We start from the raw sequence: 16,379 nt of genomic DNA on the forward strand, positions 1-16,379 counted from the left end.
ATCATTTCAGAGCGAATATACGATACACACATTTGTGCGCTTTTATCTTCTTTCATCCAGACTGTACTGTCGGCTTCGGAATCACACCGAATCATGCCTTACGGCTCGTGGGCTTTACCACCGGTAGGGATTTGCACCCTGCCCTGAAGATACTATTTAATTTTCATTTTGCCATTATACAGCAAAGTTAGGGTGTTGTCAATAGAAAAGAAAACAGTACACCCTATAATTCTATTGCATATGAAAATGGATAATGTTATAATTGAACTACAAACGAAAATTCAACCGAATCAGGCGGCCAAGCGGAGGGGCTGACCCTTGGTCATTGGGAATATCCGCTTGGCTGGAACAGAACGGAGGAGATCTTATGACAGATCGGCAGACGAAGATTTTGCAGATTGTGAATGAACAAAAAAGAGTGGAAGTGACCAGTTTGTCGGAGCTGCTGGATGTGTCCCAGGTAACCATCCGTAAGGATCTGGATGTGCTGGAGGAGAGAGGGCTTCTGACCAGGGAACACGGGTATGCGGCAGTCCGGAATACGGATGACATCACCAACCGTCTGTCAGTGCGGTATGATACCAAGCTTAAGATCGCCAAGGCTGCGGCAAAGATCGTAGCCAACGGTGAAACCGTTATGATAGAATCCGGTTCCAGCTGTGCCTTGCTGGCAGAGCAGCTGGCAAATGAGAAAAAGGATGTTACCATCATTACAAACTCCGCATTTATTGCCAACCATATCCGGGAGTCTGCCATAGGAAAGATCATTCTGTTGGGCGGAGACTATCAGACGGAATCTCAGGTCATGGTAGGCCCTATGGTGAGAAAATGCGCCAGAGAGTTTTTTGTAGATAAGCTGTTTATGGGAACCGACGGGTTTATTCCACAGGCGGGATTTACCTGCGGGGACATGATGCGGGCAGAGTCCATGAAGAACATGGCGGAGTCGGCCAAGCATTCCATCATCCTCACGGATTCCAGCAAATTTGAGCAGCAGGGTGTCGTTTTGCAGTCCCGGTTTGAGAATATCAATATGGTATATACGGACAATGGGATTCCGGACAGTGCAAAAGAGATTATGGAACGGTATCAGATTGCCGTGGAAGTGATAGAGGTGTAGCAGAGCTGCTGCACGCAAACAGGAAGGGTTATGAGATCCCTGCACCTGCCTTTAGGGCAGATGCAGGTTTTTTTTTACCGTTTCACACAGCCCGCTGTGAAGGCATTTCTCACGGTTCCAGAGGATCTGGGTATGGGGCGCCTGAGTTCCGGATTGGAACACCATTTGCACCACAAGGGGCAGCCCTTAAAAAAGACCACCATCCGGATTCCCGGTCCGTCGTGTATGCTGAATTTTTGAATATGGTTGCTTTCATTTGAAACTGCTCCTCATCCTGAAAGTTTGAAGCATGAGGGGCATGAGGCCTTGTGAATATCCCTTTGTATCGATACAATATCATGTGAATGAACAAAAGCAAATGAATTTTAAATAAAAATGTAATTATTTCGAATGAAGTGGAAGTATTGACATATGCAAAACAGAGGGGTATACTGAAGTTACAAAACAATGGTATATAAGATCTAATAATAGAGGATAAAAGGGGGGAGTTTTTTAGAACAGGCATGCAGGGGCTTACCGGTTCAGTATAAAAGACAATCATAAGTTAGAGAGGATAACGATTATGGAATTTTTATTTGACTCTGCGAATCTGGAAGACATTAAAAAATACAGCAAGATTTTTCCCATTACAGGTGTTACCAGCAATCCTTCTATCATTAAGAAAGAAGGCAAGATCGAATTTTTCAGACATTTTTGTGATATCCGCAAGGTGATCGGAATGGAACGCTCTTTACATATCCAGGTGACCGGAAGGGATGGGGATACCATGATCCGGGAAGGAAGAACTATTTTGGACAAGGTGGATAAGAACGTATTTATTAAAATTCCAACCACAGAGGAAGGCTTAAAAGCAATGCGGGTCTTAAAAACTGAGGGGGCAGGCATCACGGCAACTGCGATTTATTCCAAGATACAGGGGTATCTGGCCATGGAGGCGGGAGCTGATTTTATTGCTCCATACTTTAACCGAATGGAAAACCTGGATATCGACGCAGCTGATACCATCGCCTGCTTTGCGGACCAGATCGCAGCTGGAGGTTATAAGACAAAGATCCTGGCGGCAAGCTTTAAGAACATTGCCCAGGTAAATGCCGCCTTTGCCGCGGGGGCCCAGACAGCCACCCTGCAGCCGGAGCTTCTCCATGAAGCCTTTGGCATGGCTTCTATAAGCAAGGCTATTGATGATTTTGGAAAAGACTGGGAATCTGTATTTGGTGGCGTGGATATTACAAAACTTTAGTAAAGGGAAATCGGACTTCCCACCACATTTAAGGAATTGGGTATTGATCAGGTTAAAGATGAAAGACTGGTGGAAGCAGCAAAGGCTGCAGAAAAGCTTGAAAGTGAGCAGGCATAGGGCCAAAAGGGACTCCGGAATTGAGCAGCAGGGAAGAACCCCTGCTGCTTTTCTTCACAAATTATCCGGTCCTCTGCAGAAACCAGGCAGGATTTATGGATGAATGTCTATGGACTGGAAGCAATGCCGGAATCCAGCAAGATTTTTTATGATCTTGGGATCATACCTCATTAAAATGGGCGTTTTATCCGGTAAAAATTCGTATGGAAAATGATGTAAAATGTGTTACAATGGCAGAAGCAGCAAAAGAAAGCTTTCGCTGAGAATGTTTCACCATAGGAGAGGGTACACATGAAAGAAAAAAAGTCAATGATTAATGTTGTGATCGATGGGATTTCCGGTATTTTTCTGCCCATTATCAATTTGTTAAGCGCGGCAGGAATTTTAAAAGGCATACTGGCCATCCTTACCGCGGCAAATATTGTGTCAGGAACCAGTGAGACTTATCTGGTGTTAAATGCCATGGCGGACAGCCTGTTTTATTTTTTGCCTATGGTACTGGCATTTACTGCAGCAAAAAAATTTGGTACTGACCCATTTACGGCAGTGGTCATTGGAGGAGTGCTTTTATATCCTACCTTAACAACCGCATTTGAAGCGGGCACGAACATATATTTTGCAGGAATTCCCATGAAGGCTGTTATCTATCATTCCGGAGTAATCCCCACCCTCCTTGCGGTAGGGCTTTTAGTATATGTGGAACGGGTGGTATATAAAATACTGCCGGAACTGATAAAAAGCTTTTTTGCTCCCCTGATCTGCATTGTGGTAGTCGGTCTGGTCACCTTATTTGTATTCGGACCCATAGGAAATGTAATAGGAGACGGCCTGGCTGCGGCTTATGAATCGGTATACCAGGTCAGCCCAATGATTGCCGGGGCCATACTGGGAGCGGTGATCCAGCCAATGGTCATTTTTGGTTTTCACTGGAGCTTTGTGCTGGTTGCAATGAACAATATTTCTGTGAAAGGCTCTGATACCATACTGGCCTTAATAGGGCCTGCAGTTTTTGCCCAGGCAGGTGCGGCACTTGCGGTGTGTTTGAGAAGCAGGGATAAAAAGTTCCGGTCCCTTTGTCTGTCCGCTGTTGTGTCTGCCTTTTTTGGAGTTACGGAACCGGCCATGTTCGGCGTGAACCTGCCGCGCAAAAAGCCTATGATCGCGGTATGTATCGGCGGCGGGGCAGGAGGGGCTGTAGCGGGATTTTCAGGTGCCCAGGCCATGACCTTTGCATTTCCAAGTCTGATTACGCTGCCTGTTTTTCTTGGAAAAGGATTTGGGTTGTTTGTTGTAAGCTGTTTTGTAGGGTTTTTAACAGCATTTTTTCTCACGATCTTACAGCCGGAGACAGCTTGCGAGGCAATGGTTTCAGAAGCCTCATAATGAAAGAAAAGTGCTTTAACGCTTCATATCCATATACGAATTCATAAAAAAATCACAAATTTACGATGGAAAATTAAGGTTTGTTTCAGGTTTACGTGGTAGATTAGGAAGAGGACACCAAATTTGAGCTAACATGAAATAAGGAGGAATTAATATGGATATGTTAAGAAGGTCTGCCGCATTTATAACAGCAGCCGTTTTGTCAGCAGTTCCCATGACGGCGCTGGCGGCAACAGGTACCCAGATTAGCAGTGTTTCCCTTTACATATCATCAGAGATTGAGGCAGGAGAGAGCGGCGGTGATGTTACGGTCACTTCCAGTTCCAGCAAATTCAGTGTCAATGATGTGGTAATTACAAATGAACCGGATGACGAATGGGAGGATGGAGACAAGCCTAAATTAAAGGTCACTTTAGACGCAGAGGATGATTATTATTTTGCCTCAGGCTTTTCCAAAAGCAGCGTAAGCCTCAGCGGCTCAGACGGGACAGTCAGTTCTGTCAGCAGGAGCAGCAGTACCTTGACCGTGTATATAACACTGGATGCTCTGGAGGATGAGGAGGGCGACTATAATCTGGCTGTGAACAACTTAGAATGGGATGAGTCGGATGGAACGGCCTCCTGGGATGAATGTGAGGATGCCAATAAATATGAGGTGCGTCTTTACAGAGGAAGCAGTTTAATAACTTCCACCCTCACGACCACCTATACCAGCTACGATTTTTCAAGCTATATGACACAGAGCGGGTATTATTTCTTTAAGGTACGGGGAGTATATAACTCCTCCAATAAAGGCAGCTGGGAAGATTCTGACACCTGGTATCTTACATCTGAAGAGGCTGAAGAGATCAGTTCCTCAAGCTCAGGCAGCGTTTCAGGGCCGGGAAGCACCGAGGGAACCGGCGCATGGCTGAAGGTCAGCACAGGCTGGTGGTATTGCAATGCGGACAGAAGCTATACTGTCAGCAACTGGCAGTATATTGATGATTACTGGTATTATTTTAACGAGACCGGGTATATGGTCACAGGCTGGGTCAAATGGAATTCCAAATGGTATTATTGCGGAGAAAGCGGAGCAATGCTTACGGGCACCACAACGCCGGATGGATATGATGTAGGAAGCGACGGTGCCTGGGTCCAATCATAGAATAAATAAAATATTGGAAAAACCAAGAAGGACAGGCGGTTCCTATGCCTGTCCTTCTGACTGTTTTTTCCACAGTGCCTCAGTGGAGCCTCATCATTTCATTGGTCCACACTGCCGCCAGGTTTACTGCTCCCCGAAATCCCACAAGCGGAGGTTCATAAGCATGGCGCCAGACGTGGTCAGGCGTTGCGATTTGCAGGCTCTGGTCTCTGTTTGCCATACGAAGCAGTTCCCCGCTGCCCATAAGAAAGCCCTTTGGATCGTTTTTAATGCGTTCCTTGGCATCGTCATCCAGATAAGCCATATCCCCATCTGCCATTTCTGGACAATCGCAGTAACAATCGGCCTGTGTAAAACCAAAACACTCTTTTCCGTATTCTGCAATTCCGGGAACTGCATCGGCATGTCCGGCAAGGATCAGCCTGTTTTCCTCCTTGTGGACGCGGAGAAAACGGGACAGCACAGACTGCATTGGAGCGATTTGTTCCAGTGCATGTTCTTTTTCCTGGATAATAAACGCCTTATCAGCCTGCCTGCCGCACAGGGCCGCTGCATGTTCCAGCCAGTCAAGAGTTCCTTGTATTCCGTAAGGGCGTGCCGTCAGATAAGGCGTACCAAAACGTTCTTTAAGATATTTTGCTGCGGCTTCTCCTTCCCGCCGGAGAACGATGTTCAAATGAGCTGCTCCCAGTGTTTCCAGCTGGGAGATGCTTGTGCCTGAGGTCATGGTACTCAAATGTTTCATTCCCAGGGCACCTGACACCAGCCGTGCTGCTTCTGCTGCATCGGCGTGAAAACGGAACATGTCTGCGCAGGAACCGATGATGTGAAAGGAAGGCTGTTCTGTCTTTGGCATTTCCTTTGGAAATGTTCTGCATAGCTCCAAAAGAGTCAGCTCCACCCCCTTGTGGCCGCTCATATCAAATCCCCCTGCAGTCAGCGGAATCAGACGTGTGTCAGGAAATTGGGGGGACAGCTCCTGGGCAATGGCTTTTAAATCTGTTCCGATCACCTCGGGCACGGAGGAGGGCAGCAGGAAGATGGTCTTTATGTCCTGGGTTTCTGACAGCCATTCCACCGCACCTGATAAGCGGCCGGTGTCCCCCATAGCAATATCGGTTTCTCCGATGTGGGTTGAATAGAGCTTTCCGCCAAATGACCCCATCCGGTGAAGAAAGGTTCTCCCGTAGGCCATATGTCCCATGCAGCCAAATTCCAGCACAGCTGACTGGGCGATCCCGGATAAGCACCAAAGTGCGCCCATCCGCCCGGAAAGGGGCGGTGCAGTTTTATGCAGTCCCATTTGCAGATCCCTCCTTTCCTTTCCCGGCGGCTCTTATGATGCGTTCCACCATGGCAGTGGTTCTTTCATATCCCACATGACCGTACAAATCCAGCATAGGAACACTGGGCGGCTGCTTCTGCTGCCTGCCGCCCCAGTCACCGATCACCATGTCAGGGCACAAGGCCTGGATGATCTGCATGTCAGCCTGTTCGTTGAGCATAAGGCAGATGATGGGGTTTACCTCCTGCCCGGTGAGTTTTGCTTTCCACTCTGTGTCAGAGGGATAAAATTCCGCCATGTGTATCATGATGGGAGACATTCCAAGCTCCCATAAGTATGCGGATAAGGGCAGGGGCTGTACAGTTCCTATGTTTGCGCTGATATATTGCAGGTTTTTTAAACTGGCTTTTGCAGTTTTCTCTGCTATTTTCGCTTCCGTCATCTGTCCTGTAAATTGCTGTTGGATCTCTAATCCCAAATGCCATCCGATCTGTGAATAAGTCTCATCAATTTCCCGGACACTGTAAACATCATGAAGGCTGACAAAGGGTGTATCATGTTCTTTTGCCATCCACTGGGCCAGAGGGTTCATAAACGGGGAAAGGACGAGATTCAGCCTTGCGTCCCCGGCAGCAATAAAGTCATCCAGTGAGGAATCCGGCGCCAAAAAGCGCAAGAGAACGCCCCTGTGTTCCAGAAATTCAATCAGATGGGGCATGGGAACGTGTTCTTCCAGTCTGCTGCGGCCAAGTACATTGACGGTGGTTCCCTTGTTGACAGCCTTTTCCATGGTTTTTCCCATTGCCAGAAGGGTTTTCCAATATCCGGGTTCATAGCCGCCGCATTTGAAGTTTCCAAGAGGCAGATGGATGAGTTTTGCATTTACCTCCTGCTGCATCTCATGGCAGATGCTTTCTATGTCCTCTCCGATCAGTTCCGGCACACAGGTGGCAAGGAGCAAAATGAGCCTTGCGCCTGCTTTATCCATCTCCGCGATGGCTTTCATCAGCCCTTTGCGGAATCCAAACACCACTTCCTTGCTGTCCAGGACGTAATTCCAATGGAAAGCCTCATCTCCGTAAGGAGAGGAAAGGGGCACGCTGCGGCTGTAGTACCCGCATTCAGAGGTGCCGATAATCAGCGTGGACACGCCTCTTATTTTTACGGCCAGGGACAATGCCGTGTGCATGGGGCAGTGTACGCCGGGAAAGGCGGCGGGTGTGAGCTGCCGGACAGCCGTCATGCTCCTGACAGCTGAAAGGCATTTTAAATGTTTGATGTCGTTCATGACTGTCCTCCTTCCAGCAGAAGACGGGCCAGCTTCCTGTAATTCTCCGCCATAAGGCTTTCCGGGAAGGCTTCAACCACTGTTTTTCCCTGATCTTCTGCAAGCTGCACATAAGGGTCCCGGGGGATGTGAAAAAGGATGGAGGCGTCTATTTCATCAGCGGCCTTCTGCACAAGCTCTTCCTCGCCCTCAAAGTTTTTTGCGTTGAAAATCAAGCCGCGCAGGCCGGCATAGCCTCTGGGGGCAAAGCTCTTGACCGCATGCGCGATATTGGCGGCAGCGTAAAGGCTCATCATTTCTCCTGAGGTAACAATGCACACCTCATCTGCATAGCCGCCCCGGATGGGCATGGCAAATCCTCCGCACACAACATCACCCAATACGTCGTACAGCACCACATCAGGGGAAAACACGCCATAGGCATCCAGCTCTTCCAGCTTTTCAAATGCTGTGATAATACCCCGGCCGGCGCAGCCCACCCCGGGAACCGGCCCGCCGGATTCCACACATAAAACTCCGGTACCGCTTTTAAACACAATATCGTCAAGCTCTGCATCCCCCTTGTCCCGCAAGGTGTCCAGCACGGTGGGGATGTTTTTCCCGCCCGTTAAATTCCGGGTGGAATCGGCCTTGGGATCACAGCCGATCTGCAGTACGGTAAGTCCCATTTTTGCCATGGCGGCAGAGATGTTGGAAACCGTAGTGGACTTTCCGATCCCGCCTTTGCCATAAATTGCAATTCGTTTCATAATATTAACTCCCTTGTCAAATTAAATGGTATGAGATGCAGGCAGGCCTGCCGGTACGGGGATCGGAGGCTGTTTTTGCAACAATGCTTCCGTCCCGGACCGCAATGAGAAAGCTTCGTGACGACCGGTTATCATTTGATTGTATTCACCAGCTTTTCGGCAGTCAGGCCCATGGCCAGGGGGCCAAAGGTGTTAAGGGAATCATCAAAATAAACCACATTGCCGTTTTTCACGGCATCCATGTTCAGCCAGACTGATGAAGCTTCCAGTTTTCCCGTGCGCTTCCAAGGTCCATGATTTCTGCAGTTTCATCATAGGGGATCAGTGTTTCATATGTTTCCAGCGCCTGCTGGGCTGTTCCAACGGAAGCGCCTGCCGAAGCGGTGACCGGGGTGCCGAGAGCAAAGAAATATTCTAAGTAGTTGGAGTGGAGAATGGCAATGCGCCGGGGTTCTAAAGCCAGGGTGATTTCATGACCGCCGGCATCGGTGATGGTGCGGGGCCAAGAGGTTTCCTGTGAAATGCCGGGAGCCTGGGATACGGAAGAATTCGGCGCGCCGGTGCTTTCAGACTGCCCCGGTGCGGAAGATTTTTGCGGCTGTGATCCGTTTGAACAAGCAGATAAAAGCCCGGCAGATAAAATGAGTGCCAGTAAAAGAGAACTATGTTTTTTCAATGTAACACCTCCTGAATTATTGGTTAGACAGAACTAACTTCCGGTTAACTATATCAAAGTCAGGTGCTGGTGTGAATGGCTTTATCCATAATTTATATGGACATATCCTGAATTTTAAATAGAAGCATGAAAAAGCGCCGGTGCACAAACGCCGGCGCTTTCTTTGGGAAAGAGGCTTATTCTTCTCTGAACTTACTTGGAGGAACTCCAAAATGTTTCTTAAATATGCGGCTGAAATACAGGGCATCCGGGTAACCTGTCTGCTCCCCGATTGTACCTATGGGAATGGAAGTTGTAACAAGCAGATCTCTTGCACGGTTTAAGCGGTATGTGCGCAAGTAATCTGCCGGCCCCATACCTGCGTATTTCTGGAAAACGTAAAATAACCGGTTTTCATTGACTCCGCTTTGTCTTGCAAGTGAATTTACGGTTAAGGCGTCCATATAGTGTGTGTGGATATACTCTGACACGGATTCAAAAACCTCCTGGGCCCCGTACCTGGTTTGGTTTCTGACACACAAAAACGTTTCTTCCAGTATGCGGCGGAATAAGGTCTCCCGTTGAAAGGCCGGAAGCCCGCCGGGACGGTCTGAGGCAGTGTACAGCTGATGAAGCATGTCATATAGCTGCGGACTTTGCCCCACCGTCAGGCTGAAATGTGTATTTGCCATCTTTATTGGAGGTGGTTCATTAAAGGTTTCATAAAGAATGGAAACGAATTCCCAGTCCTCTTCTCCGACGACCCGTTTACGCATAACGGCGTTTGCCGAACCATGCAAAACGACTCCCGGTCTGATTAAATAAGGCGTGTTGTTGAACTGGTATTCGGCGCAGCCGGAAAGAGGGAATATAAACCCAGGATAAGGAGCGGCTTTTTGTATTCCTTTACTTCCGGAAGGTATCTTATAACGGTAAACACCCCGTATTTGAAAAAGCGTGGCCGCAAAATGCTCCACAATCGTATTCAGTTCCATTGCCATGGCTCCCCATCACATTCATTAGTTAGTATAAGTATTTACAGTATAACACAGAAACGTTCATCTGAAAGGTAATCTTTTCCCGCAGTAACCCGATAATGTTCTTTTATAAAGAAGAATTCACAGAAATATCACGGTTTTAAGCACTTTTTTTAAGGTTCCTTTCAGTTGGGGATGTTAGGATATAGCACATAGAAAAGAAAAGGAGGAAGTCAATATGGCACAGGAAGTTTTTAAAAGATATGAAAAGAAATACCTCTTGACTCTTGCCCAATACCAGGGATTGATGCGGGAACTGGCTGAGTATATGACCGCTGACAGCTATGGAATACATACAATATCCAATATTTATTTTGATACCAGAGATTTTGAACTCATCCGCCGGTCGGCTGAAAAGCCAAATTACAAGGAAAAGGTCCGTCTTAGGGCATACGGAAGGGCAGAGGAAGAAAGTACGGTTTATGCGGAATTAAAAAAGAAATACGATGGGATCGTCTACAAGCGCAGGATGGCGCTGACCATGACAGAGGCCAGAAAATATCTTTATTATGGCATATATCCGGAAAAGGACAGCCAGATTCTTAAGGAGATCGATTACGTTATGGGGCTTTATAACTTAAAGCCCATGGCATTTGTAGCCTATGACAGGACTGCGTATTTTGGAAATGAAAACAGCGAGCTGAGAGTCACCTTTGACCGGAATATCCGGTGCAGGAACGGAGAACTGGATCTGATAAAAGGGGATTATGGAACATGTATTTTAAATGAAAACCAGGTTCTTATGGAGGTTAAAATCCCTGGGGCAATGCCTGTATGGATGAGCAGCATTTTTTCCCGGCTTGGTATTTTTCCGGTATCCTTTTCCAAATACGGTATGTACTATAAGCTGATTTTATATAAAAACCAGGATGTGCCTTCAGGTTCTGGCTTTCTTGGTCACAGCGGGACCCTTGGGCTGACTCCGGAAGGAGGGATTTCTTGTGCTTGAAAGTATTTTAACAGAAACAACCAATGGGGGGCTGACAATGGGACATCTGATGATCTGCATGGTGGTATCTCTGGGACTGGGCGTTTTCCTGGCGCTTCTGCACACATTCAGGAATACATACAGTAAAAATTTTATTGTAACACTGGCACTGCTTCCGGCCATTGTGCAGGTGGTAATTATGATTGTTAATGGAAATCTGGGAACAGGAGTAGCTGTGATGGGGGCCTTCAGCCTGGTCCGGTTCCGCTCTGTGCCGGGAAATTCCAGGGAGATAGGCAGTATATTTTTAGCAATGGCAGTGGGGCTTGCAGCAGGAATGGGATATTTGGGAGCGGCCGCCATAATGTCAGCAGTAATAGGAGGTGCCATGATACTCCTGGTATCTCTTCCCCTTGGAAGGAAAGGCTTTACAAAGCGGGAGCTTAAGATCACAATACCGGAAAATCTTGATTATACGGGGATTTTTGACGACATATTTTCAAAGTACGCCGGAAGGGTACATCTGAACAGAGTCAAGACCGTAAATATGGGAAGCCTATACGAGCTTTGTTTTCAGGTGGATTTAAAGGCGGAGCAGGAAGAGAAAAAAATGCTGGACGAGATCCGATGCAGAAACGGCAATCTGCCCATCACATGCGGAAGGGTTCCGGAGGGCAGAGAAGAATTATAGAAAATTCAGGAGGAACATAAATGAATAAAATAATAAGATGTGGACACCCGGTGAACCGGGGCGCGCTGTTTGCAGCAGGATTGATTGGATTGGCATTCCTTACAGGCTGTCAGAAGGACAGCGGGAATACGGTTAACCAAAATGAAAGTGATGGCAGTGGGACAGAAACCGTCATTACCGGGTCAAAACAGGGATTTACCGTAGCAGGAAGCGGAGCAAAGGCTTCTGAAAACGTGGTCACCATTTCTGACCCGGGAACCTACCGGTTTAACGGCACTGTGGAAGACGGAAGGGTGGTGATCGATGCAGGAACCGAGGATGAAGTCACAGTGATTCTGGACGGTTTTTCCATTGCAAGTTCGGATTTCTCCCCCATATATGGAAAGCAGTGCGGCCTTTTAACGGTTGTCCTGGAAGATGGAACAGAAAACACCGTATCAGACGGTTCCTCCTACTCCTATTCCACAGCAGGAGAAGATGAACCTAATGCGGCCATATTCAGTAAGGATGACCTTGTCTTGGAAGGCGGAGGAACCTTGACTGTTAACGGAAATTATCAGGAAGGCATCAGAGGAAAAGACGATCTTACCATTCAGTCCGGCAATTATGTGATCAATTCGGTGAATGACGGGATCAAGGGAAAGGATTCTGTGGAAATAGCTGACGGGACCTTTGCCATAACCTCAGGGGGCGATGGAATCCAGGCCAGCAATGATACGGATGAGGGAAAAGGATATGTGAAAATCAGCGGCGGCAATTTTACCGTCAATGCAGGAGAAAAAGGCATTAAGGCAGAGACTCTGGTGGAAATAGCAGGAGGGGACATAGCCGTGGAATCAGTGGATGATGCGGTCCACAGCAACAAAGATGTGAAAATATCATCAGGAACACTGGCTTTATCAACAGGAGACGATGCCATTCATGGAGATAACCAGGTGGAGATATCAGGCGGAACCATTGATATCACCAAAAGCTATGAAGGCCTGGAAGGTTTATGTATTGACATAACCGGAGGGGAAATTAAGGTGGTATCTGATGATGATGGGCTGAATGCTGCAGGCGGCAATGACTCTTCCGGGAATGCCGGAAAGATGGGAGACGATCCTTTTGCATCCACAGAGGGAGCTTACATCCGGATCACCGGCGGCAACTTAAGCGTAAAGGCCATGGGAGACGGAATTGATTCAAACGGAGATCTTTTTATAGAAGGCGGCTCCATTTACGTGGAAGGGCCGGAAAGCAGCGGAAATGGAATTCTGGATTTTAACGGCACAGGAACGATTACAGGCGGAACCTTTACGGGAGTCGGCAATGCCGGGATGTTCCAGGTGTTTTCCGAAACGTCCAGCCAGCCGGTTATGGTAAAATATTACGAAGAAAAACAGGCAGCAGGAACAGCTGTGGAGGTTTTAGACGATTCAGGAACACAGCTTGCCACGGTTACTCCTGATAAGGAATTTTCCGTGTTGATTTTCAGCTCTCCTGATCTGAAAACAGGGAAAACCTATCAGATCCGTACAGGAGAAGATACAACGGAAATTCAGGTGACCGGAATTGTGAATCAGTCAGGAGAAGCTTTGGAACAGGACAGAGGCGGAATCAGAGGAGGAAATGGAGCCGGTGGAAGACAGGGGAGGCCCGGAGAGCTGCCGGAAGGCGATTTTAAGCCGGAAGGAGAAAGCAGGGGAGCAAGGCCGGACAGACCGGCGGAAGCCCCCTCTGAAAATAATACGAATCAGGAAGAATAAGTGAAAATTCAGAAAGGATAGAAAGAGCTTTTGCCAGGTGGGTGTTACCTTTGCCCGTCAGGCAAAAGCTCTTTCTATTTTCTGCGTGTAAGCTTAAATCCTCTTTTCCGGTCCGGAAACATCCTGATACAAAAGCGATGATGCCATCACAGGATAACCATTTATAAAACCAACGGATTTATGGGAAGGATATGAGGGCATAATTAAATCACAGAAGTAACTCCTTAAATGAAAAAAATCTTGACATTTGCATAAGTTTATAATATTATATTGTTACAACAATATAATGTTCTATAATGAACAGGAAGGGAGGAAAAAACCATTAAACAGATTGTTTTGCTCAGCCATGGCACCATGGCGGAGGGGATGTACCATGCCGCGAAAATGGTTTTTGGTAATCTGCCGGACGTTTCTTATCTTTGCCTGACAGAGGAGAAAGATATTGAGACATTTCGGGGAGAATTGGAGAGGCTGTTTGAGAGGGTGAATTGGGAGGCGCCGGTGACGGTTCTTTGTGACATCAGCGGCGGTTCCCCCTATAATACCACACTGGAGCTCCTGGCAGGGATGGGGGGCCTGAACAGGGCCAATGTTATTTCAGGAATGAATTTACCGCTTCTCTTGCTGGTTCTTGCATCGGCGGACAATAGCCGGGAAATGTTGAAGCACTGTGCAGAAGAAGCACAGGGAAGTCTGCATCTGTTTGAGATGGGGCAGGAAGATGACGATGAGGAACTATAGCAGAAAGTTCTCCTCATATAGGTTTGAGGGAAAATAAAAAGGAGGTATTGAGGGTGGCAATCAGTTTTATAAGAATTGACGACAGAATCATTCATGGACAGATTATTATCCGCTGGTCCACGGAATATCCCTGCGACGGGATCATTACGGTGGATGATAAGGCGGCATCCAATGAAGTGATTAAAAATGCCCTGCTGGCGGCATCCACAAAGAAAACTTTTATATGGAGCCGTGAAAAGTTCCGGTCTAAGATGGATGAGGCGGTGGCCAGCAGCAAAAATTATTTTGTTATCACCAAAACGCCTGATACCATGGCGGAACTGCTGGTGGATTACGGCTTAAAGGTAAACACTGGCATATTAAATGTAGGGCCGCAAAGTGCAAAGCAGGATACCATCCGGGTCAATAAGAACGCGGATATCACCAAGGAAGATATGGCCAGCTATGAGCGGATTCATCAGGCAGGCTATCAGATAGAGTTCCAGCTGGTTCCTGATTTTACAAAGGTGCGGTGGAGCGATGTCAGGCAAAAACTACTTTAACTATTTGAATATTAGGGGGATATTATTATGCAGATAAACATCATACAGGCAGTTATGATCGGTATTTTATCGTATCTGGGCTCCTTGTCCTGCCCTTGGGCACTGGGACTCACCGGCGGGTGGTACACCCTTTCCAGACCTTTGATTTCCGGTTTTTTGATTGGACTGATCATGGGGGATGTTCAGACCGGTATCATCGTTGGTATCGCCGTTCAGGTGGTATATATAGCCCTGGTTACACCAGGCGGGCAGATGCCTCAGGATTTAAATGCGGCGGCATACATCGGCGTAGGATTGGGAATCATGGCAGTGAAATCCAATGCAACCGTGGAGTCGGCAGTGGCCATTGCAACAGCAGTGGGAGCAATCGGAACCATCTTCCATAATTTTATGATGATGACGAATTCCTTCTGGAATGCCAGAGCCATGAAATGTGCGGAAAAAGGGGATTACAAAGGACTGTCCTTTAATCACTGGGTAGGACCCCAGGTGCTGCAGTTCTGCTACCGTGTCATTCCCACAGTGGCTATCCTGTATTTCGGCCAGGGGCTGGCATCGGAGATCATCGCCGTGTTCCCGGTGGATTCCTTTGTTATGAGAGCACTGACCGCTATCGGCGGCATGCTTCCGGCAGTGGGAGTCGCCATTCTTTTAAAACAGGTTACCAAGAAAAATATCGAGATTGTCAGATTCTTGTTTGGATTTGCCTTGGTTGCAGCTCTGGGCATCAATATGATTACCATTGCCATCTTTGGCGCGTTCTTCGCGTACAGCTATTTCCTGTATACCCAAAAAGACAATGCAGTCAAGGTTTCTGCGGCAGCAGACGATATGGAGGAGGAACTGTAATATGAAAAAAATCAGCAAGAGCACATTAAGGAAAAGTTGGTTTCGGTGGCTGTGCGGCAATTTGTCTTCCATGTCCTTTCAATGGCTGGAGTCTTTCGCCTTTGCCGATTCCATGGCGCCGGTTATCAAGGAGCTGTACGGCGGTGACAAGGAAGAGGAGAAAGCAGCTTTAAAACGTCATTGTGCATTTTATAACACGGAGCCTCAGATCGGCAGCGTTGTCAACGGCATTGCCTGCGGTCTGGAGGAGGAGAGGGCTAACGGAGCGGATATTGATGATGAAGTGATCAACAGCATTAAGCTGGGGCTAATGGGACCTTTGGCAGGCATTGGGGATGCCATGGTACCAGGCATGTTCGTACCCCTGCTGTTATCCATTGCTATCGGCCTTTCCCAGGGAGGAAACGCTCTTGGCCCGGTTTTCTACATAGTGACCTTTATGACTTCCGTAACAGCGGCAAGCTATTATCTCTTCATGAAGGGCTACCAGATGGGAACCAAATCGGTGAACTTAATTGTGGGAGAAGCTTCCCAGAGAATCCGTGAGGCTTTTAACCTGTTAGGCGCCATTGTGGTCGGAGGTGTAGGGGCATCCTATGTAAGCATTAATTCAATTATGAACATCCAGACCGGAAACTCGGAATCAACGGTAGTGGTAAATGACGTATTAAACGGTATTTTCCCTAAATTACTGCCTTTGGTGGTGATTCTCTTATGCTGGTGGCTGATGTCGAAAAAGAAAATGTCCGCACTTAAGGTTATGGGTGTGCTGGTCGTTGTTTCCTTTGTAGGAGTGGCCGTCGGATTTTTCTAAACACGGCAAACTTATGACAGTCTGCCAAGTGAACGTTGACAAGTG

17 protein-coding genes, 1 pseudogene and 1 riboswitch are annotated in these 16,379 nt (G+C 47.6%); of the genes and pseudogenes, 12 read left to right on the forward strand and 6 right to left on the reverse strand.

All coding sequences use genetic code 11. The features are described from left to right. Positions 1 to 40: 40 nt before the first annotated feature. Positions 41 to 155, reverse strand: a riboswitch (FMN riboswitch). Between the two features lie 212 nt (positions 156 to 367). After that, positions 368 to 1,120 carry a DeoR/GlpR family DNA-binding transcription regulator gene (locus K401_RS0117545; RefSeq protein ID WP_024294177.1) on the forward strand — a complete coding sequence of 251 codons (753 nt, stop codon included), beginning with the start codon at positions 368 to 370 and terminating at the stop codon, positions 1,118 to 1,120. A gap of 81 nt (positions 1,121 to 1,201) precedes the next feature. On the opposite strand, the pseudogene K401_RS33865 reads toward K401_RS0117545, so the two are convergent. Next, positions 1,202 to 1,323, reverse strand: a pseudogene (locus K401_RS33865) (glycyl-radical enzyme activating protein); the annotation flags it as partial. Positions 1,324 to 1,682: 359 nt separating this feature from the next. On the opposite strand from K401_RS33865, the gene K401_RS0117555 reads away from it, so the two are divergent. The 3 genes from K401_RS0117555 to K401_RS0117575 all read left to right on the forward strand — a co-directional run bounded on the left by K401_RS0117555 (position 1,683) and on the right by K401_RS0117575 (position 5,007). Further along, positions 1,683 to 2,360: a fructose-6-phosphate aldolase gene (locus K401_RS0117555; protein WP_024294179.1), complete on the forward strand. Its 678-nt coding sequence runs from the start codon at positions 1,683 to 1,685 to the stop codon at positions 2,358 to 2,360. A 408-nt stretch (positions 2,361 to 2,768) separates the two neighbouring features. Next, on the forward strand, positions 2,769 to 3,860 hold the full coding sequence (locus K401_RS0117570; RefSeq protein ID WP_024294180.1) for a PTS transporter subunit EIIC: 1,092 nt from the start codon (positions 2,769 to 2,771) through the stop codon (positions 3,858 to 3,860). 154 nt (positions 3,861 to 4,014) lie between these two features. Beyond that, positions 4,015 to 5,007 carry a cell wall-binding repeat-containing protein gene (locus K401_RS0117575; RefSeq protein WP_024294181.1) on the forward strand — a complete coding sequence of 331 codons (993 nt, stop codon included), beginning with the start codon at positions 4,015 to 4,017 and terminating at the stop codon, positions 5,005 to 5,007. Between the two features lie 79 nt (positions 5,008 to 5,086). Here the strand turns inward: K401_RS0117575 and K401_RS0117580 are convergent, their stop codons facing one another. Genes K401_RS0117580 through K401_RS0117590 form a run of 3 tightly spaced genes read right to left on the reverse strand, consistent with a single transcriptional unit; the run spans position 5,087 to position 8,329 of the window. Continuing rightward, a complete protein-coding gene (locus K401_RS0117580; RefSeq protein WP_024294182.1) occupies positions 5,087 to 6,310 on the reverse strand; it encodes a nitrogenase component 1 in 1,224 nt (407 codons plus the stop codon). Then, on the reverse strand, positions 6,297 to 7,580 hold the full coding sequence (locus K401_RS0117585; protein ID WP_024294183.1) for a nitrogenase component 1: 1,284 nt from the start codon (positions 7,578 to 7,580) through the stop codon (positions 6,297 to 6,299). The genes K401_RS0117580 and K401_RS0117585 overlap by 14 nt, the downstream gene beginning before the upstream one ends. Then, positions 7,577 to 8,329 (reverse strand): nucleotide-binding protein, encoded by a 753-nt coding sequence (locus tag K401_RS0117590; protein WP_024294184.1) that lies wholly within the window; start codon positions 8,327 to 8,329, stop codon positions 7,577 to 7,579. The genes K401_RS0117585 and K401_RS0117590 overlap by 4 nt, the downstream gene beginning before the upstream one ends. 35 nt (positions 8,330 to 8,364) lie before the next feature. On the opposite strand from K401_RS0117590, the gene K401_RS33635 reads away from it, so the two are divergent. Then, positions 8,365 to 8,586, forward strand: coding sequence for a hypothetical protein (locus tag K401_RS33635; protein WP_242842319.1), 222 nt, complete (start codon positions 8,365 to 8,367; stop codon positions 8,584 to 8,586). Here K401_RS33635 and K401_RS31325 read toward each other — a convergent pair. After that, the gene (locus K401_RS31325; protein WP_051464058.1) at positions 8,574 to 9,005 is read right to left on the reverse strand and encodes an ABC transporter substrate-binding protein; all 432 of its coding nucleotides are present in this window, start codon (positions 9,003 to 9,005) and stop codon (positions 8,574 to 8,576) included. The two genes, K401_RS33635 and K401_RS31325, sit on opposite strands and share 13 nt — an antisense overlap. A gap of 176 nt (positions 9,006 to 9,181) precedes the next feature. Next, positions 9,182 to 9,979, reverse strand: coding sequence for a helix-turn-helix transcriptional regulator (locus K401_RS0117600; protein WP_024294185.1), 798 nt, complete (start codon positions 9,977 to 9,979; stop codon positions 9,182 to 9,184). Between the two features lie 220 nt (positions 9,980 to 10,199). On the opposite strand from K401_RS0117600, the gene K401_RS0117605 reads away from it, so the two are divergent. The 7 genes from K401_RS0117605 to K401_RS0117635 all read left to right on the forward strand — a co-directional run bounded on the left by K401_RS0117605 (position 10,200) and on the right by K401_RS0117635 (position 16,334). Continuing rightward, entirely contained in the window at positions 10,200 to 10,970 is a 771-nt protein-coding gene (locus tag K401_RS0117605) for a polyphosphate polymerase domain-containing protein (protein WP_024294186.1), read from the forward strand. Beyond that, positions 10,963 to 11,640 carry a DUF4956 domain-containing protein gene (locus tag K401_RS0117610; protein WP_024294187.1) on the forward strand — a complete coding sequence of 226 codons (678 nt, stop codon included), beginning with the start codon at positions 10,963 to 10,965 and terminating at the stop codon, positions 11,638 to 11,640. The genes K401_RS0117605 and K401_RS0117610 overlap by 8 nt, the downstream gene beginning before the upstream one ends. A gap of 20 nt (positions 11,641 to 11,660) precedes the next feature. Then, entirely contained in the window at positions 11,661 to 13,388 is a 1,728-nt protein-coding gene (locus tag K401_RS31955; RefSeq protein WP_051464060.1) for a carbohydrate-binding domain-containing protein, read from the forward strand. 336 nt (positions 13,389 to 13,724) lie between these two features. Further along, complete coding sequence (locus K401_RS0117620; protein ID WP_024294189.1) at positions 13,725 to 14,129, forward strand: PTS sugar transporter subunit IIA; 405 nt, start codon at positions 13,725 to 13,727, stop codon at positions 14,127 to 14,129. A 53-nt stretch (positions 14,130 to 14,182) separates the two neighbouring features. Continuing rightward, on the forward strand, positions 14,183 to 14,671 hold the full coding sequence (locus K401_RS0117625; protein WP_024294190.1) for a PTS sugar transporter subunit IIB: 489 nt from the start codon (positions 14,183 to 14,185) through the stop codon (positions 14,669 to 14,671). 27 nt (positions 14,672 to 14,698) lie between these two features. Continuing rightward, positions 14,699 to 15,520: a PTS mannose/fructose/sorbose/N-acetylgalactosamine transporter subunit IIC gene (locus tag K401_RS0117630; RefSeq protein ID WP_024294191.1), complete on the forward strand. Its 822-nt coding sequence runs from the start codon at positions 14,699 to 14,701 to the stop codon at positions 15,518 to 15,520. 1 nt (position 15,521) lies between these two features. Continuing rightward, positions 15,522 to 16,334 carry a PTS system mannose/fructose/sorbose family transporter subunit IID gene (locus K401_RS0117635; RefSeq protein WP_024294192.1) on the forward strand — a complete coding sequence of 271 codons (813 nt, stop codon included), beginning with the start codon at positions 15,522 to 15,524 and terminating at the stop codon, positions 16,332 to 16,334. Positions 16,335 to 16,379 lie beyond the last annotated feature (45 nt).

The sequence above is a fragment of the Lacrimispora indolis DSM 755 genome, from assembly GCF_000526995.1.
Classification (GTDB): domain Bacteria; phylum Bacillota; class Clostridia; order Lachnospirales; family Lachnospiraceae; genus Lacrimispora; species Lacrimispora indolis.